The following is a 16633-nucleotide window of genomic DNA, read 5'->3' as shown; positions in this document are numbered from 1 at the left end:
GCTTCGAATCACGAAAGGAGTTCCGATGTCCGAAAGCTTGACCACCTCTCTCCCCGACGTCCCCTATGCCACGCCCCGGCTCTCTTCTCCCCGCGAGCACCTCGTCCGCGCCGCGGATCACCTTTGGCGCGTGCAGGACCGACGAGAACATGTCCTCGGCCACCTGCGTATCGTCGCCGATCCCCTCGGAATCCGATATCGCGCCGAGCGCCTGCACCTCGCGACCGGGGTCTTTCGCGTGATCGGTGAGTTCTGGCGTGCGGACGACGCGGTCGCCGCGCTTCGCTACTGCTGAGGCAGAAGGATCGCGCCCGACCGGGTCGATGGGCTCATCGCGACGAGCTCGCGTCCCGTCCGACACGGATCGGGTGAAGGTGCCCCCGGCAGGATTCGAACCTGCGACCAAGAGATTAGAAGGCTCCTGCTCTATCCCCTGAGCTACGGAGGCGCACGCTTCTAGAGTATCGCGGACCCGACGATGCTCGAGGAAGTGCATCTTCCCCAGCGATGTCGGGGCCGTCGATAGGATGGCGGCATGGTATCTGCGTCCGAGAACGATCGTCTCGTCTGGATCGACTGCGAGATGACGGGCCTCGATCTCGCGGTCGATGAGCTCGTGGAAATCGCTGTCGTCATCACCGATTTCGAGCTCAACCCCGTCGATCCCGGTTTTCAGGTGGTGATCCGCCCCGGCGCTGCAGCCCTTGAGCACATGAATGACTTCGTGACCAAGATGCACGAGACGTCCGGCCTGATCCTGGAGATCCCGCACGGGGTCTCTCTCGAAGAGGCCGAGGAACAGACACTCGCATACATCAAGCGCTTCGTTCCGCTCGAGCGCAAGGCGCCGCTCGCGGGCAACACGATCGGTACCGACAGGATGTTCCTCGCGAAGTACATGCCGCAGGTCGACCAGTGGCTGCACTACCGGAACGTTGACGTCTCCAGCATCAAGGAGCTTTCGCGGCGGTGGTACCCACGTGTCTTCTTCCAGGCACCGGCGAAGGACGGCGGGCACCGAGCGCTGGCCGACATCCTGGAGTCGATCCGCGAACTCCGCTACTACCGAGAGGCTGTCTTCGTCGACGAGCCCGGCCCGTCGAGCGACGACGCACGGGAGATCGCCACCCGTACGGTGTCCGAGTTCACTCCGAACATGTAATAGACTCGTATGGTTGCCTGCTCCGGCGGGCACATGGTGGGTATAGCTCAGCTGGTAGAGCGCTGGCTTGTGGTGCCGGATGTCGCGGGTTCGAGTCCCGTTACTCACCCTCAGGAAGAAGGCCCGAACCGCATGGTTCGGGCCTTCTTCGCATCGCCGAGCTGATCTGCCCGTCCCCACCGAAGCCCTAGACTTGCGTGGTGTCGCTCGCGGTCTGGTTCTCCTTGCTCACCGCGTCGGTGGTGATCAGCTTCACCCCCGGAGCAGGCGCCATCAACACGATGTCGAATGCGCTCAACCAGGGGTGGAAGCGCTCGATCTGGGGAATCATCGGGCAGCAGATCGCATTGATCGTGCATGTCGCGATCGTCGCGGCAGGCGTCGGTCTGCTCGTCTCGCGCTCGGAGTTCCTGTTCAACACCATCCGGTACGCCGGGGCGGCCTATCTCGTGTTCCTCGGCATTCGCCTGATCCTCACGAAACCTGCGGGCACCCTGGATGACGCTCCCGTGCCCGTCGACTCTCATGAGAGTCACTGGTCGATGATCCGACGGGGGTTCTGGGTCAACCTGCTCAACCCCAAGGCGATCGTCTTCTTCTTGGCGTTCATCCCGCAGTTCATCCGGCTCGACGAGCCTCCGGTGCCGCAGTACCTCACGCTGGTCGCGACGGTGATCGTGGTCGACGTGATCGTGATGTGGGGGTTCTTCGCGGCCGCGGCCCGCCCGTTCCGGCGCCTCACGAGATCCGTGCGCGGCCAACGCATCCTCAACCTGGTGTTCGGCGTTCTCTTCATCGCTGTGGCCGGCGTGCTCGTCCTGCTGCACTGATCCGACACGGGAGCCCGCGCGCCTCTAGTCTGGACACGATGGACATGGATGCCGCCGCCTTCGAAGAACTGGCGATCGACGAGCTCGACCTCCTGCCCGATGACATGGTCGAGGGCCTGGAGAACGTCGTGTTCGTCGTGGAGGACCGCCCCGACGACGGCAGCCTGGATCTGCTCGGCCTGTACGACGGTCTGGCGCTCACCGAGCGCACGCAATACGGGATGGGCGAACTTCCGGACCGGATCGTCCTCTACCGCGAGCCGCATCTCGCCCAGTGCGAGACCGAGCACGAGCTCCGTGACGAGATCCATACGACCCTGGTTCACGAGATCGCTCACTTCTACGGCATCGACGATGAGCAGCTCCACGAGATGGGCTGGGCATGATGGCGAGGATCGCCCACCCGGAACTCGATGAGATCGTCGACCTCAGCGCCGCCCCGCTCGAGCCGTGGCAGGTCGTGGTGTGGAACGACCCCGTGAACCTCATGAGCTACGTGGTCCGCGTGTTCCGGACCTACTTCGGGTACTCGCTCGACCACGCCACGGCTCTGATGCTCGCCGTGCACAACGAGGGACACGCGATCGTCGCCACCGGACCGCGAGAGACCATGGAGGTGCATGCGCAGGCCATGCACGACTTCGGGCTTTGGGCCACCGTCAGGAAGGCACCGCTGTGAGCGACGACATCATCGTCATGCCCATCACCGTGATCGAGGAGTTCCACCTGTCCCGGCTCGTCGAGGACTTCATCGAGCTCGTCAGCGAATCACGGGGCACGGATGATCCGGCCATCGACCGGCTGACGCCGAACCCCTATCCCGAAGACTCGGATGCTGCGGCCGAGTTCGCCGATGCCACGCGGGACGATCTCCTCGATCGTCGTCTCGCCGACGCGCGCAGGGTCCGCGCGGCGCTGGATGAGTACCCCCCGGGTATCGACTCGCTCACGGAGGAAGACGCGCTTGAAGTGCGAGAGACCCTCATCGCGTTCGATAGCCTCGAAGCCTGGCTTCGAACGCTCACCGCCATCCGTCTCGTCATCGCCACGCGACTCGGAATCACGTCCGATGTCCAGACCGACGAAGACGGCCGCCACGATGTCTACGAATGGGTCGGCTATCGGCTGGAGCTGATCATCCAGGCTGCCGATGAGGCGGAATCCGCGTCGGAGATCTGACCTACGGGACGTCGACGATCCGAGTGGCCAGAGCACGAGGGTCGTCCCGTTCGAGATGACGGCGTTCCTGCGCCGCCCAGCGATCCCAGTGCGGACGGTACGTCTCTCCGTCACGATTCAGCGCCCGGGTCTTCCGCGACGCCTCCGCGGATTCCACCCAGACCCTGACGTCCGCGAGACCCGCTGTCGATGGTCGCAGGATTCCACTGCCCTCGATGATCACGCCGAGGGCAGGGTCGACCGCGTGGCTCTCCGCCTCGGCCTCCGACTCCCAATCCCAGCGCCGCCACGTGCCGAGGTATCCGCGACCGTGCGGACGCAGGATCCACTCGAGAGCGCGTTCTGCTCCGTCATCGAGGCCATCCCAACCGGGATAGATCGAATCGAGGGCGACGAGCTGCACGTGACCGAGGACGGGCCAGCGCCTGACGAGCCTCGCCGCGAGAGAGGACTTCCCCGCGCCACTGCCGCCGTCGATCAGGACGACAGGATTCGCGGCCGCCAGCGCGCGGACGTCCTGTTCGATCAGGGTCGCAGCGCGCTCCAGAGCCGTCGCGACGGGGTCGTCACTTCTTGAGGGCACGGATGATGCGCACGAGAGCCCGCCCGGTGACCCAGACGAACGGCACCGCCACGAGGAGCAGCGTGACGATGTTGGGCTCGAAGCGGAGACCCTCTTCTCGCCGGACGTAGACCCCGACCGGGACGGAGACACCGCCCCCTCCCCCGCCTTCGGCACCGTCGCCGCTGCCACCGCCGAATCCGGAGTATGTGAATGCAACGGGAGTGATGCTCACCCCGTCGACATCCTGGGGCTCTCCGTACGCGCTCTTCACGCCGAAGGACGCTGCTTGCTTTCCGAGTTCCAGTGCGATGTTCGGCATACCTCCACGGTAGCCGAGGAACAGGGCGCGCGTGAGATCAATCCAGGCCGTGCGCCTTCGGATGCTGCGCGGCGCCTCGGCCATCGACACGCCCGATGTGTCGCGCGCGGCTGATCGTCGCCGAGCCGAACCGTGCCACGGCCTCGTCGACGGCGCCCTCGACCTTGCGCCAATCCTCGTCGTCGTCCCAGAGGCCGAGACCGCCACCGCCAGCGGGGCGCAGGTTCTCGGCGCGGACGCCGACGAGTCGCACGGGGTCCCGCCGATCGATCTGCTCGAACAGTGACTGGGCTGCCTCGCCGATCCGCTGACCGACCGCAGTGGGCTCGCTCAGGGTCACGGAGCGGCTGAGCGTGCGGAAGTCGTCGAATCGGATCTTGATCGCGACGGTCGCCGTCTCCCAGTCGGCACGCCGCAGCCTCGCTGCGACGCGATCGGCGAGTCGCAGGAGCTCCGCACGGAGAAAATCCCGATCCCGGATGTCCGTGTCGAATGTCTCCTCATGACCGATGCTCTTCTCCACGCGTTCCGTGTCGACGGCACGCGGATCCTGTCCCATCGCCAGCTGCGCGAGGCGTGCACTGAGGGCCGCACCCACAGCCCTGTCGATCATCTCTCGCGGCGCCTCGCGCACATCCTGCACCGTGCGGATGCCTCGCGCCTCGAGGGCCTCCGCGGCCTTCGGCCCGACGCCCCACATCGCGCGAACCGGTCTCGGCGCGAGGAAGTCGAGCGTGTCCTTCGCTGCGACGACGAGCATGCCATCGGGCTTCGAAATCGTGGACGCCATCTTCGCGACGTGCTTGGTGGCAGCGACGCCCACGCTGCAGGTGATGCCGACCTCGTCGAGCACTCGTTGCCGGATCAACTCCGCGATGCGAGCGGGACTCCCCCAGAGGCGGCGCACGCCCTGCACATCGAGGAACGCCTCGTCGACCGACAGCGGCTCGACGAGGGGCGTGAACGACTCGAAGATCGCCATCACCTGCCGTGAGACCTCCTGGTACCGGTGGAAATGCGGGAGGACGATGCGCGCGGACGGGCACAGCCGTAACGCCTGGGAAACCGGCATCGCCGCACGGACGCCATAGCGACGAGCCTCGTAGGACGCACTCGAGACGACGGAACGGCCGTCCGGCGCCCCGATGATCAGCGGCAGACCACGGAGGGAGGGATCATCGAGCACCTCGACGGCCGCATAGAACGCGTCCATGTCGACGTGCAGGATGCGGGTTCCCGTGTCGTCGGCATCGACGGCGGAGACGATGCGCCCTCTGCCGTCACCGTGTCCCATGCGACCATTCTCCCCCGGGCCTCGGACACGAGGCCCGGGGTGGCACGCTACTGCGCAGCGCGCTCGAGAATAAGTTCACGGACACGTGCGGCGTCCGCCTGACCCTTCATCGCCTTCATGACGGCGCCGATCACAGCGCCGGCGGCCTGCACCTTGCCATCCTTGATCTTCGCCATCACGTCGGGCTGAGCGGCCAGGGCCTCGTCGATCGCGGCGATCAGCGCGCCGTCATCCGACACGACCGCGAGCCCGCGGGCGTCCACGACCTCCTGCGGCGTGCCCTCGCCGGCGATGACGCCTTCGAGCACCTGGCGGGCGAGCTTGTCGGTGAGGGTTCCCGCATCGACGAGCTTCTGCAGCGCAGCAACGTTCTCCGGGCTGATCAGGTCGGTCGCGTCCTTCTCCTGTGCGTTCGCGAGACGGCTGATCTCGCCGGTCCACCACTTGCGTGCGGTGGCCGGAGTGGCGCCGGCAGCGATCGTCGCCTCGACGACCTCGAGCAGGCCGCCGTTGCGGACGTCCTGGAATTCGAGGTCCGTGAAGCCCCACTCCGTCATGAGACGGCGACGACGAGCGACGGGCTGCTCCGGAAGCGCGGCGCGCAACTCTTCGATCAGCTCGGCGGCCGGTTCCACGGGCAGCAGATCAGGCTCCGGGAAGTAGCGGTAGTCGTCGGCATCCGACTTCGGGCGTCCCGGCGAGGTCGTGCCGGTGTCCTCGTGCCAGTGCCGCGTCTCCTGTGTGATCGTGCCGCCATCGGCGAGAATCTGCGCCTGTCGCTGGATCTCGTACCTCACGGCGCGCTCGACCGAGCGCATCGAGTTGACGTTCTTCGTCTCCGTGCGGGTACCGAGCTTGTCTGTACCCCGCGGGCGCAGCGAAACGTTCGCGTCGCAGCGCAGGTTGCCGCGCTCCAGCCGAGCCTCGGAGATGCCGAGCCCGCGAACGATGTCGCGGATCGCCTGCACGTAGGCCTTGGCGACCTCCGGCGCTCGGTGCTCGGTGCCGTAGATGATGTTGGTCACGATCTCGACCAGCGGCACCCCCGCACGGTTGTAGTCGACGAGCGAGTACTCGGCCCCCTGGATACGTCCGGTGGCTCCGCCCATGTGGGTGAGCTTTCCGGCGTCTTCCTCCATGTGCGCACGCTCGATCGGGATCGTGATGAGCGTCCCGTCCTCGAGCTCGACCTCGACCGAGCCCTCATAGGCGATCGGCTCGTCGTACTGCGAGATCTGGTAGTTCTTGCCCAGGTCGGGGTAGAAGTAGTTCTTGCGCGCGAACCGGCTCGATTCGGCGATCGAGCAGCCGAGCGCGAGGCCCAGACTGATCGACGAGCGGATCGCCGTCTCGTTCACAACCGGCAGCGACCCGGGCAGTCCGAGGTCGACCGGCGCGATGAGCGTGTTCGGCTCCGCGGCGTGGAACGCCTCGTTGGCCGGGTTCGGCGCATCGGAGAACATCTTCGTGTTCGTGTTTAGCTCGACGTGGACCTCGAAACCGAGGACCGGCTCGAACAGCTCGAGCGCCTTGTCGAAGTCCATGAGCTTGGCGGCGGCCATCAGCGCTTCCCTTCTGCGAGCTGCGGAGCACGAGTGAGCAGCGGCGCGCCCCACGAATCGACGAGCAGCGTCTCGAGCGCGGCGCCGACCTTGTAGAGACGGGCATCCTCGCGCGCCGGAGCGATGAACTGGATGCCGACGGGCAGGCCATCGTCATCGGCGAGGCCGCTCGGAATGGAGATGCCGGGGACGCCGGCGAGGTTCACCGGGATGGTCGTGATGTCGTTGAGGTACATCTGCAGCGGGTCATCGATCTTCTCCCCGAGCTTGAACGCCGTGGTCGGGGCCGAGGGCGTCGCGATCACGTCGACCTCGGCGAACGCGTTCGCGAAATCCTGCTGGATGAGCGTGCGGACCTTCTGTGCGCTGCCGTAGTAAGCCTCGTAGTATCCGGCCGACAGTGCGTACGTGCCGAGGATGATGCGGCGCTTGACCTCATCGCCGAAGCCGGCGTCGCGGGTCGCGGACATGACGTCCTCGACCGTGGGGTTGCCGTCGGGCGTCACCCGCAGGCCGAAGCGCACGGAGTCGAACTTCGCGAGGTTGCTCGAAGCCTCGGCGGGGAGGATCAGGTAGTACGCAGCCACTCCGTATTCGAAGTGTGGAGCGCCGATCTCGACGATCTCGGCGCCCTGAGCCTCCATGAGCGCGAGCGCGCTGCGGAACGACGCCGCGACACCGGGCTGGAAGCCGCTGTCCGGAAGTTCGCGGATCACGCCGACCTTGAGCCCCTTGAGCACGTCTCCGCGCGCCCCTTCGCGGGCGGCCTCAGCGAACGAGGGCCACTCGTCGCGCAGCGAGGTCGAATCCTTGGGGTCGTGCCCGCCGATGGCGTCGTGCAGCAGCCCGGAATCGAGGACCGTCCGGGAGACCGGGCCGACCTGGTCGAGGCTGGAGGCGAGTGCGATCGCACCGTAGCGGCTCACGCCGCCGTATGTGGGCTTGACGCCCACCGTGCCGGTGACGTGCGCGGGCTGACGGATCGACCCGCCGGTGTCGGAGCCGAGCGCAAGCGGAGCCTCGAACGCGGCGACAGCAGCGGCGGAGCCACCGCCGGACCCACCGGGGATGCGATCGAGATCCCACGGGTTGTGCGTGGCGCCGTACGCCGAGTGCTCCGTGGAGGAACCCATCGCGAACTCGTCCATGTTGGTCTTGCCGAGAGCGATCATCCCTGCTGCGCGCGAGCGTGCGACGACCGTGGCGTCGTAGGGCGAGCGATATCCCTCGAGGATGCGCGAGCCGCTGGTCGTGGGCTGGTCGGTCGTCACCAGAACGTCCTTGATCGCCAACGGCACACCGGCGAGAGGCCCCAGGGATTCACCGGAAGCGCGGCGGGCGTCGATCGCGGCTGCGGCCTCGAGCGCTCCCTCGTTGACGTGCAGGAAGGCGTGCACGTCACCGTCGATGGCGGCGATGCGGTCGAGGTGCGCCTGCGTCGCCTCGACGCTCGACACCTCGCCCGTGGAGAGCTTGGCGGCGAGATCGGCCGCGTTCAGTCGGATGATGTCGCTCACTGCTCTTCTCCCAGGATCGCGGTGACCCGGAAGCGGCCGTCCGCGGCGTCCGGAGCGTTCTGCAGCACCTGCTCGTGCGTGAGCGTCTGCCCGACCACATCCGGTCGGAAGACATTGCTCAGCGGGATCGGGTGGCTCGTCGCGACGACATCATCTGTCGCAACCTCCGAGACCTTCGCGATGTTGTCGACGATCGCGTCGAGCTGGCCCGTGAGCCGCGACACCTCGTCGTCGTTCAGCTGGATGCGTGCGAGCACACCGAGATGGCGCACGAGTTCAGGGGTGATTTCAGACACCCCTCCAGTCTAGGTCGTGGCACCGGCCGGTCGTGGCGAGCGACGCACACGGTACTCATCGGTCACGATGCCGTTCGCGTCGCGATGGCCGGCAATCAGTTCGAGCGGAATTCCACCAATCTCCGGTGGTGCCACCGTGCGCCCCGCGCCGATGAGCACCGGCACGATGCGGAGACGGAGCACGTCCACGAGCCCCGCCCGGAACAGTGCATCCGTGAGCTCGAGGCTCCCCCATACGGCGACAGAGCCGTACTGCGCGGTGAGCGCCCGCGCGGCACGCTCCGGGCCCTCGCGCAGGATCTCGATCTCACCCTCACCCCACGGTGCGCGCTCGAGCGTGCGGCTCACGACGTACTTGGGAAGACGACTGATCGGTCCCGCAACAGCGTCCACGCGTGGATCGGCATGCGGCCAGTAATCTGCGAACATCTCGTACGTACGTCTGCCGAGGAGGATCGCCTCGACACCGCCGAGCCATCGCATCTGCTCCGTGTCGGCGCTTGCCTGGTCACCGAAGTCGACATCGTCGAAGAAGCCGATACCTCCCCCGCGGTCGGCCGCGTATCCATCGACGCTGACGATCTGCTCGATCGTTATCTCACCCATGCGCTTCTCCCATCTCGGCCATCAGTTCTGCGATGGCCTCGCGCCATCCCGTCCACACGCTGTCTTCATGCCCGGTGTCGTCCACGGCGCCGAGGAGTCGGAACGTCATCTGCGTTCGTCCCCCGTCGACCGGGGCGAGGCGCACCTCGATCTCGGCCACAGGTGCGTCCGGCGCACCCCAGGTACAGCGCAGGAACTCCGGTTCGCGCAGTTCGAGGTACTCCCCTCCGCTCTCGAACGACGCCCCCGCCTGGTCGATCATCGAGAACCGGAACACCCCACCCACCCGGAGATCGACGGATACCGTCTCCTCCGGGGTATGCAGACCGTGTGGATGCAGCCAGCGCGCCATCACCGTGGGATCGGTCCACGCCTTCCACAGACGCTCGGGCGTTGCGTCGAAGGTCCGTGAGATCTCCAGCTCGCGCGGTCCCGCGCCGCGACCGCTCATCATGCTTCTTCGTCCTCGTCCCGCGCGAGCACGGCATCCAGCCGCTCGAATCGCTCGTGCCACTCCCTGCGATTGCGTTCCACCCATTCGGACGCCTGGTCCAGCGGCTCGCGGGAGAGGGAGCACACGCGCCATTGCGCGCGCGTGCGGCGCTCGACGAGCCGGGCCTTCTCGAGCACCCGCAGGTGTTGCGAAACAGCGGGAGCGCTGATCGAGAACGGGGCACCGAGCTCACCCACCGTGGCGTCTCCGCGACTGAGCCGCTCGAGCATTCGTCGCCGCGTGGGGTCCGCGAGCGCATGGAACACGAGCGAGAGATCGTCCGTGATGGCCGCCATGACACCTCCGTGATTAAGTAATCGCTTAAGTACAGCGCCATAGCCGGAAGGTGTCAAGCACAGCGCCGTCCTATGCTGGGCGGGTGAGCACGTTCCAGCCCCCTCGCCCGTGGATCGCCAGCTATGCCGCAGGAGTCCCCGACGACCTCCCTCCCGTGGACGGCTCGCTCGTCGACATCGTCGCCGCTTCGGCCCGCGACTACCCGGACGCTCCCGCCCTGCAGTTCTTCGGCCGCGAGACCACCTACGCACAGCTGCAGTCGGCGATCGACCGCGCCGCAGCAGGACTTCGCGACCTCGGGGTCCGCGCAGGAGACCCGGTCGCCATCGTTCTACCGAACTGCCCCCAGCACATCGTGGCCTTCTACGCGGTACTCCGTCTCGGCGCTGTCGCCGTCGAGCACAACCCTCTCTATACCCCTCGCGAACTGCGCAAGCAGTTCGAGGATCACGGCGCGAAGCACGCGATCGTGTGGAACAAGGTCGTGTCCACGGTGCAGGAGTTCCCGACGGATCTGGCCGTCACGAACCTCATCTCCGTCGACGTGACCCGCGCCATGCCGTTCGTCACCCGTTTCGCGCTGCGGCTCCCGGTCGCCAAGGCTCGCGAGTCGCGCGCGGCGTTGACCGAGAAGGTGCGCGGTACCGTCGCGTGGGATTCTCTCCTGGCCTCCGAGCCGATCCCCGCCTCACATCCGATGCCGCGCACCGACGATCTCGCGATCATCCAGTACACGTCCGGTACCACGGGAACGCCGAAGGGCGCGGCCCTCACACACCGCAACCTGCTCGCCAACGCCGCGCAGGCTCAGGCCTGGGTGCCGTCGATCCAGCGCGGCAAGGGCTGCGTGGTCTATGCGGTCCTGCCGATGTTCCACGCCTACGGCCTCACGCTCTGCCTCACATTCGCGATGTCGATGGGCGCCCGACTCGTGCTGTTCCCCAAGTTCGATCCGGACCTCGTGCTCGACGTCGTCAAGAAGCACCCCGCGACATTCCTCCCACTCGTGCCGCCCATCGCGGACCGCCTCCTCGCCGCAGCGAAGGAGAAGGGTGTGTCGCTCGACGGCATCGAGGTCGCGATCTCCGGCGCCATGGCACTGCCGCACGAGCTGGTCGTCCCCTTCGAAGAGGCCACGCATGGCTACCTCGTCGAGGGCTACGGACTGAGCGAGTGCTCGCCCGTCCTGATGGCGAACCCGGTCGCGGACAACCGCGAGCCCGGCACGGTCGGGCTCCCCCTGCCCGGGACCGAATGCCGTGTCGTCGACCCGGAGAACCCGAGCGAAGACGTCCCGGCCGGATCAGCCGGAGAACTCGTCGTGCGCGGCCCCCAGGTGTTCTCGGGGTATTACGGCAAGCCCGAGGAGACGGAAGCCGTCTTTGTCGACGGCTGGTACCGGACCGGTGACATCGTTACGATCGACGACGCCGGATTCGTCCGCATCGTCGATCGCATCAAGGAGCTCATCATCACCGGCGGCTTCAACGTCGCGCCCACCGAGGTCGAGAACGCGCTGCGCCAGCACCCCCAGGTCGCGGATGCCGCGGTCGTCGGGTTGCCGAGCGAGCACTCCGGCGAGGAGGTCGTCGCCGCCATCGTCGTGGATGCCGGAACCGATGTCGATGTGGAGGCGATCCGAGATTTCGCCCGCAGCATCCTCACTCCGTACAAGGTGCCGCGTCGTGTGTTCGTGGTCGACGAGCTCCCCAAATCGCTGATCGGGAAGGTGCTCCGACGTCAGGTCAAGGAGAAGCTGCTCGCCCTGACCACCGGCGCCTGAGGTCGTCCTCACAGGCGCCGAGCGCCGCAGCGCGCTACCCTTGGGAAGTGACCCCTGAAGATGCAGTGCTGACCGACGCCCCCGAGGACTCCCCCGCGACCCCCGGATTCGAGGAGCTCGGCATCACCGGGCCCGTCCTCAAAGCCATCAAGGACCTCGGCTACGAGACCCCGTCGCCCATCCAGGCGGCGACCATTCCGACGCTTCTCGCCGGCCGCGACGTCGTCGGCCAGGCGCAGACCGGAACGGGTAAGACCGCCGCTTTCGCGCTTCCCGTCCTCGAACGCCTCGATGTCTCCCAGAAGATCCCGCAGGCGCTCGTGCTCGCTCCCACCCGTGAGCTCGCACTCCAGGTGTGCGAGGCATTCGAGTCCTATGCCTCGAAGATGAAGGGCGTACACGTCCTCCCCGTCTACGGCGGACAGGGCTACGGCGTGCAGCTGTCCGCGCTGCGACGCGGCGTCCACGTCATCGTCGGTACGCCCGGCCGAATCATGGACCACCTCGCCAAGGGCACACTCGACCTGTCCGAGTTGAAGTATCTGGTGCTCGATGAGGCCGATGAGATGCTGAAGATGGGCTTCGCGGAAGACGTCGAGCAGATCCTCGCGCAGACCCCGGAGGAGAAGCAGGTCGCGCTGTTCTCGGCCACGATGCCGCCGCAGATCCGTCGACTCGCGCAGAAGTACCTGCGTGAGCCGGAAGAGATCAGCATCAAGTCCAAGACCGCCACCGGCACGAACATCACGCAGCGATACCTCGTCGTATCGTATGCGCAGAAGGTCGATGCGCTCACCCGCATCCTCGAGGTCGAGAACTTCGACGGGATGATCGTCTTCGTGCGCACCAAGAACGAGACCGAGACGCTGGCCGAGAAGCTGCGGGCCCGGGGATACTCCGCAGCCGCGATCAACGGCGACGTGCCCCAGGTGCAGCGCGAGCGTAGTGTCAACCAGCTCAAGGACGGCAAACTCGACATCCTCGTCGCGACCGACGTGGCCGCTCGCGGTCTCGACGTCGAGCGCATCAGCCACGTCGTCAACTTCGACATCCCCACCGACACCGAGTCGTACGTGCACCGCATCGGTCGCACGGGTCGTGCGGGACGATCGGGCGATGCGATCAGCTTCATCACCCCGCGCGAGCGCTACCTCCTGAAGCAGATCGAGAAGGCCACCCGTCAGCAGCCCGCCCAGATGCAGCTGCCTAGCACGGAGGACGTGAACACCACGCGTCTGAACCGCTTCGACGACGCGATCACCACCGCACTGTCGGAGACCGGCCGCATCGACGCTTTCCGCGACATCGTCGCCCACTACGTCCGCCACCACGACGTCCCCGAGGCCGACGTGGCAGCAGCTCTCGCCGTGGTCGCTCAGGGCGACAAGCCGCTGCTCCTGGACCCGGCCAACGATCCGCTGACGAAGGCTGTCGAAGCAGATAATCGCCCTCCGCGCGAGCGCACGGGACGGGACGCGCGTGAGTCCCGCGAACCGCGTGAGCGTCGAGGTCGCGGCGACTACACGGCATACCGCATCGAGGTCGGTCGCCGTCATCGGGTCGAACCGCGCCAGATCGTCGGTGCCCTCGCGAACGAAGGCGGCCTCGGCCGTGACGACTTCGGCGCGATCAACATCCGTCCCGACTTCTCGGTCGTCGAGCTTCCGGCGAACATGAGTCCGACCGTCCTGGAGAAGCTTCGCGACACCCGCATCTCCGGTCGGTTGATCGAGATCAAGCCCGACCGCGGCCCCGCCGGCGCGCGCCGCAGCGGCCCGCGTGAGGGTGGACGCGACGCGGGAGACCGGTTCGAGCGTCGTGACCGCGACGAGCGACCGGCTCGCGACAGCCGCGACGAGAAGCCGTTCCGCAAGCCCCGTCACAAGAGCTGACGCCGCATCGCGCGCGGTTCGGACTATCACGTTCCGCGCGCGAGTTGCGCCGCGACGTCGATCAGCGGCTCGGGGTGCGCCAACAATGCCCGCTGTTCGGGGTGTGCGATGAGGTGCGCGATCAATCGATGTGCGCCCGCCACCGTCGGCTGCCAGTAGCCACCGACGTGATGGCGGCTCAGCGGCAGCGTCGTGCTCTCACCATCGACAGTGAGCGTCACCGCTCCATCATCGGGCTCGATGCCGGGGTCGCTCAGCATCGCCGCCGTCAGTGCGCCGAGCAGTACCGTGCCGAAGAACCCGGGCAGCCGGAACCGCGTCGTCGGCACATCGAGAGCGATCCCCTCCACGCGGTCCCACGGCACGATCCCTTGACCTTCGGCACCTCGGCGGATGATCACCGCCTGCGGAGTGAGACGAAGATGGTGTCGCCCGGGGTCTCCGAGCGCCAGAGCATTCGGAACGACGATCAGAGGCCCGTAACGCTTCACGACCCGTCGCTCGCGGGCGGGAGCGCGGCCGGCCCCTCTGTCACGAGGATGTGGAACTGTGCCGCGTCGAGGATCCGGATTCCGAGGTCCTCGGCCTTGGCGAGTTTCGATCCCGCGCCGGGACCCGCCGCTACGAAATCCGTTTTCTTCGACACGCTCGACGCAGCCTTACCGCCCGCGTTGATGATCGCCTCCTGCGCGCCGTCGCGGGTGTAGCCGTCGAGGGAGCCGGTGGCCACCACCGTGAGACCTTCGAGCACTCCACCCGCCGCAACCGCCGCACCCGGCCCGGGGTGGCCAGGCGTCGACCACTGCACGCCCGCATCGGCCCACTGCTGCACGATCTCTTGATGCCAGTCGACCTCGAACCATGCGAGCAGGGAATCGGCGATGATGCCCCCCACGCCCTCGACGGCGGCAAGCTCGTCTCGCGTAGCCGCACGGATCGCATCGAGAGAGCCGAACCACTGCGCCAGAGCCCGGGCGGCGACGGGGCCGACGTGGCGGATGTTGAGCGACACAAGCAGTCGCCACAGCTCCTTGGTCTTCGCCTTCTCGAGCTCGGCGAGCAGGGTGAGCGCCTGCGACGACGGCTGCGGCCCCTCGAGACCCGACTTCTTCTCGGCCGCGGTGGGGTTGCGTCGGAAAGGAGCGCGCGTCTTGACGATCCCGTCCTCGTCCTCCTTCGGGAGTCCGGTCTCGGAATCTCGCACGACCAGTTCGATGGGTACGAGCTCCTCGAGGGTGAGGGCGAACAGCCCGGCCTCGGTCTCGAGCGGGGGCACAGCCGGTGAGGTCGGTTGGGTGAGCGCCGCAGCGGTCACCTCGCCGAGCGCTTCCACATCGAGGGCGCCGCGGGATCCGATGTGCTCGACACGGCCACGGACCTGAGCGGGACACGAACGCGCGTTCGGGCACCGGAGGTCGATGTCGCCTTCCTTCATCGCGCGTAACGGGGTGCCGCATTCCGGGCACTCGACCGGCATGACGAACTCCCGCTCGCTGCCGTCGCGCTTCTCGACCACGGGACCGAGAACCTCGGGGATCACGTCGCCGGCCTTGCGCAGAACGACGGTGTCGCCGATCAGCACGCCCTTGGCCTTGACGACATCCTTGTTGTGCAGCGTGGCCTGGCGGACGACGGAACCGGCGACGTGCGCGGGCGCCATGACGGCGAACGGCGTGGCGCGCCCGGTGCGTCCGACCGATACGACGATGTCGAGGAGCTTGGTCTGGACCTCCTCGGGCGGGTACTTGTAGGCGATGGCCCAACGGGGTGCTCGGCTCGTCGCGCCGAGTTCGTCGTGCAGCTCAAGCTCGTCGACCTTGACCACGATGCCGTCGAGCTCGTGCTCGATGTCGTGACGGTGCTCGCCGAAGTACTCGACGAAGGATACCACCTCGTCGATCGTCCGGCACACCTTCGTGTGCGGGCTCGTGGGCAGACCCCATTCGGCGAGCAGGTCGTACACCTCGCTCTGCGCGGCGACGGGAGGGTTCGTCCACGCGCCGATGCCGTGAACGTAGAGCGCGAGCGACTCGATGCGCAGGAGTCCGGCCTCGAGTTCGAGGCCGTTCTTCTTGTCGATCTGTTGGCGGAGCCCGCCGCTGGCGGCATTGCGCGGATTGGCGAACGACGGGAAGCGTCGGGCGGCCGCCGTCTGCGCCTTCTCCTCGTCGAACGCCTTCTTCGCGCCTCCCCTGGCTTCCCAGCGCGCGAGAGCATCGGCGTACGCGCGGTCCCGGAAGTCGGCCTGCGCAGCGTTGAGACGCTCGAACGCTGCGACAGGGATGAATACCTCGCCACGCACTTCGACGATCGGGGGATGCCCCTCCCCGCTCAGCCGTTGCGGGATCTCTGGCAGACGGAGGGCGTTCTCCGTCACGATCTCGCCGACGCGGCCGTCGCCCCGAGTGGCGGCAGAGGTGAGGACGCCGTTCTCGTACCGGAGGTTGATCGCGAGCCCGTCGATCTTCAGCTCGGTGAGCCACGCGACCTCACGCCCGGCGGCGGCCCTGGTCTTCGCCGCCCACTCCCGCAGCTCGTCGACGGAGAAGACGTTGTCGAGGCTGAGCATGCGCTCGGCGTGCTCGATCGTCGCAAGCCCCGTTGCCTCGGCCGCCCCGACCATCTGCGTGGGCGAATCCTGACCCTGCAGCTCGGGGTGCAGCCGCTCCAGTTCCTCGAGCCGATGCATCCATCCGTCGTAGGTGAAGTCATCCACGACCGATGTGTCACGGCCGTAATAGGCCTCCTTCGCGTCGAGGATGCGAGCGGTCAGCTCCTCGGCTTCGGTTCGGGCGTCTTCCAGCGAGATGTTCTCCGGCACCCCGCCAGTCTACGAGC

Annotated in this window: 19 protein-coding genes and 2 tRNA genes; 9 read left to right on the top strand and 12 right to left on the bottom strand. The window is 67.1% G+C overall.

Going from position 1 to position 16633, the window contains the following annotated elements; all coding sequences use genetic code 11:
• Positions 1-25 precede the first annotated feature (25 nt).
• The gene (locus tag OC372_RS03095) at positions 26-295 is read left to right on the top strand and encodes a hypothetical protein (RefSeq protein WP_105709889.1); all 270 of its coding nucleotides are present in this window, start codon (positions 26-28) and stop codon (positions 293-295) included.
• Between the two features lie 80 nt (positions 296-375).
• On the opposite strand, the gene OC372_RS03090 is transcribed toward OC372_RS03095, so the two are convergent.
• A tRNA-Arg gene (locus tag OC372_RS03090) sits at positions 376-448 on the bottom strand.
• A gap of 87 nt (positions 449-535) precedes the next feature.
• Between OC372_RS03090 and orn the strand changes: the two genes are divergently transcribed.
• From orn to OC372_RS03060, 6 genes are all read left to right on the top strand, one after another.
• Entirely contained in the window at positions 536-1162 is a 627-nt protein-coding gene (orn, locus tag OC372_RS03085; protein ID WP_105709888.1) for an oligoribonuclease, read from the top strand.
• A gap of 36 nt (positions 1163-1198) precedes the next feature.
• Positions 1199-1271 (top strand) — tRNA-His (locus OC372_RS03080).
• A 91-nt stretch (positions 1272-1362) separates the two neighbouring features.
• A complete protein-coding gene (locus tag OC372_RS03075; RefSeq protein ID WP_181156193.1) occupies positions 1363-1992 on the top strand; it encodes a LysE family transporter in 630 nt (209 codons plus the stop codon).
• A gap of 38 nt (positions 1993-2030) precedes the next feature.
• On the top strand, positions 2031-2378 hold the full coding sequence (locus OC372_RS03070) for a metallopeptidase family protein (RefSeq protein ID WP_262000898.1): 348 nt from the start codon (positions 2031-2033) through the stop codon (positions 2376-2378).
• A complete protein-coding gene (gene clpS / locus OC372_RS03065) occupies positions 2375-2671 on the top strand; it encodes an ATP-dependent Clp protease adapter ClpS (RefSeq protein WP_219860754.1) in 297 nt (98 codons plus the stop codon). Before OC372_RS03070 ends, clpS begins: the two co-directional genes overlap by 4 nt.
• Positions 2668-3171, top strand: a complete 504-nt coding sequence (locus OC372_RS03060; protein ID WP_262000897.1) for a DUF2017 domain-containing protein — start codon at positions 2668-2670, stop codon at positions 3169-3171. Before clpS ends, OC372_RS03060 begins: the two co-directional genes overlap by 4 nt.
• 1 nt (position 3172) lies before the next feature.
• Here OC372_RS03060 and OC372_RS03055 read toward each other — a convergent pair whose 3' ends face one another.
• From OC372_RS03055 to OC372_RS03015, 9 genes are read right to left on the bottom strand one after another with little or no spacing between them, the layout of a single operon-like run.
• Entirely contained in the window at positions 3173-3754 is a 582-nt protein-coding gene (locus OC372_RS03055; RefSeq protein ID WP_105709883.1) for a hypothetical protein, read from the bottom strand.
• Positions 3738-4055 (bottom strand): hypothetical protein, encoded by a 318-nt coding sequence (locus tag OC372_RS03050; protein WP_029263459.1) that lies wholly within the window; start codon positions 4053-4055, stop codon positions 3738-3740. Before OC372_RS03050 ends, OC372_RS03055 begins: the two co-directional genes overlap by 17 nt.
• A gap of 37 nt (positions 4056-4092) precedes the next feature.
• The gene (gene dinB / locus OC372_RS03045) at positions 4093-5349 is read right to left on the bottom strand and encodes a DNA polymerase IV (protein ID WP_105709882.1); all 1257 of its coding nucleotides are present in this window, start codon (positions 5347-5349) and stop codon (positions 4093-4095) included.
• A gap of 47 nt (positions 5350-5396) precedes the next feature.
• On the bottom strand, positions 5397-6911 hold the full coding sequence (gene gatB / locus OC372_RS03040; RefSeq protein ID WP_029263461.1) for an Asp-tRNA(Asn)/Glu-tRNA(Gln) amidotransferase subunit GatB: 1515 nt from the start codon (positions 6909-6911) through the stop codon (positions 5397-5399).
• Positions 6911-8428: an Asp-tRNA(Asn)/Glu-tRNA(Gln) amidotransferase subunit GatA gene (gatA, locus tag OC372_RS03035; RefSeq protein ID WP_262000896.1), complete on the bottom strand. Its 1518-nt coding sequence runs from the start codon at positions 8426-8428 to the stop codon at positions 6911-6913. Before gatA ends, gatB begins: the two co-directional genes overlap by 1 nt.
• Complete coding sequence (gene gatC, locus OC372_RS03030) at positions 8425-8724, bottom strand: Asp-tRNA(Asn)/Glu-tRNA(Gln) amidotransferase subunit GatC (protein ID WP_029263463.1); 300 nt, start codon at positions 8722-8724, stop codon at positions 8425-8427. The genes gatA and gatC overlap by 4 nt, the downstream gene beginning before the upstream one ends.
• Before the next feature lie 9 nt (positions 8725-8733).
• A complete protein-coding gene (locus tag OC372_RS03025; protein ID WP_262000895.1) occupies positions 8734-9330 on the bottom strand; it encodes a dihydrofolate reductase family protein in 597 nt (198 codons plus the stop codon).
• Entirely contained in the window at positions 9323-9784 is a 462-nt protein-coding gene (locus OC372_RS03020) for an SRPBCC domain-containing protein (RefSeq protein ID WP_262000894.1), read from the bottom strand. The genes OC372_RS03025 and OC372_RS03020 overlap by 8 nt, the downstream gene beginning before the upstream one ends.
• Positions 9781-10119 carry an ArsR/SmtB family transcription factor gene (locus OC372_RS03015; RefSeq protein ID WP_262000893.1) on the bottom strand — a complete coding sequence of 113 codons (339 nt, stop codon included), beginning with the start codon at positions 10117-10119 and terminating at the stop codon, positions 9781-9783. The genes OC372_RS03020 and OC372_RS03015 overlap by 4 nt, the downstream gene beginning before the upstream one ends.
• Before the next feature lie 83 nt (positions 10120-10202).
• Here OC372_RS03015 and OC372_RS03010 point away from each other — a divergent pair, with 83 nt between their 5' ends.
• Both OC372_RS03010 and OC372_RS03005 read left to right on the top strand, forming a co-directional pair.
• Positions 10203-11903: a long-chain-fatty-acid--CoA ligase gene (locus OC372_RS03010; RefSeq protein WP_105709880.1), complete on the top strand. Its 1701-nt coding sequence runs from the start codon at positions 10203-10205 to the stop codon at positions 11901-11903.
• A gap of 47 nt (positions 11904-11950) precedes the next feature.
• A complete protein-coding gene (locus tag OC372_RS03005; protein ID WP_410054848.1) occupies positions 11951-13795 on the top strand; it encodes a DEAD/DEAH box helicase in 1845 nt (614 codons plus the stop codon).
• Positions 13796-13821: 26 nt separating this feature from the next.
• On the opposite strand, the gene OC372_RS03000 is transcribed toward OC372_RS03005, so the two are convergent.
• Together OC372_RS03000 and ligA are read right to left on the bottom strand one after the other, a co-directional pair.
• Positions 13822-14286, bottom strand: a complete 465-nt coding sequence (locus tag OC372_RS03000) for a hypothetical protein (protein ID WP_262000892.1) — start codon at positions 14284-14286, stop codon at positions 13822-13824.
• Positions 14283-16616, bottom strand: coding sequence for an NAD-dependent DNA ligase LigA (gene ligA / locus OC372_RS02995; RefSeq protein WP_262000891.1), 2334 nt, complete (start codon positions 16614-16616; stop codon positions 14283-14285). The genes OC372_RS03000 and ligA overlap by 4 nt, the downstream gene beginning before the upstream one ends.
• Positions 16617-16633 lie beyond the last annotated feature (17 nt).

The sequence above is a fragment of the Microbacterium sp. Mcb102 genome (genome assembly GCF_024519805.1).
Taxonomy (GTDB): Bacteria; Actinomycetota; Actinomycetes; order Actinomycetales; family Microbacteriaceae; genus Microbacterium.
This window is presented reverse-complemented; position numbering and strand designations above follow the sequence as displayed.

What these genes read in the sequence shown, in the direction of transcription:
- OC372_RS03095 (WP_105709889.1), top strand. Translation starts at nt 26, where the DNA reads ATGTCCGAAAGCTTGACCACCTCTCTCCCCGACGTCCCCTATGCCACG.
- OC372_RS03015 (WP_262000893.1), bottom strand. Translation starts at nt 10,119, where the DNA reads ATGGCGGCCATCACGGACGATCTCTCGCTCGTGTTCCATGCGCTCGCG.
- OC372_RS03070 (WP_262000898.1), top strand. Translation starts at nt 2,031, where the DNA reads ATGGACATGGATGCCGCCGCCTTCGAAGAACTGGCGATCGACGAGCTC.
- dinB (WP_105709882.1), bottom strand. Translation starts at nt 5,349, where the DNA reads ATGGGACACGGTGACGGCAGAGGGCGCATCGTCTCCGCCGTCGATGCC.
- gatB (WP_029263461.1), bottom strand. Translation starts at nt 6,911, where the DNA reads ATGGCCGCCGCCAAGCTCATGGACTTCGACAAGGCGCTCGAGCTGTTC.
- clpS (WP_219860754.1), top strand. Translation starts at nt 2,375, where the DNA reads ATGATGGCGAGGATCGCCCACCCGGAACTCGATGAGATCGTCGACCTC.
- OC372_RS03025 (WP_262000895.1), bottom strand. Translation starts at nt 9,330, where the DNA reads ATGGGTGAGATAACGATCGAGCAGATCGTCAGCGTCGATGGATACGCG.
- OC372_RS03050 (WP_029263459.1), bottom strand. Translation starts at nt 4,055, where the DNA reads ATGCCGAACATCGCACTGGAACTCGGAAAGCAAGCAGCGTCCTTCGGC.
- orn (WP_105709888.1), top strand. Translation starts at nt 536, where the DNA reads ATGGTATCTGCGTCCGAGAACGATCGTCTCGTCTGGATCGACTGCGAG.
- OC372_RS03020 (WP_262000894.1), bottom strand. Translation starts at nt 9,784, where the DNA reads ATGATGAGCGGTCGCGGCGCGGGACCGCGCGAGCTGGAGATCTCACGG.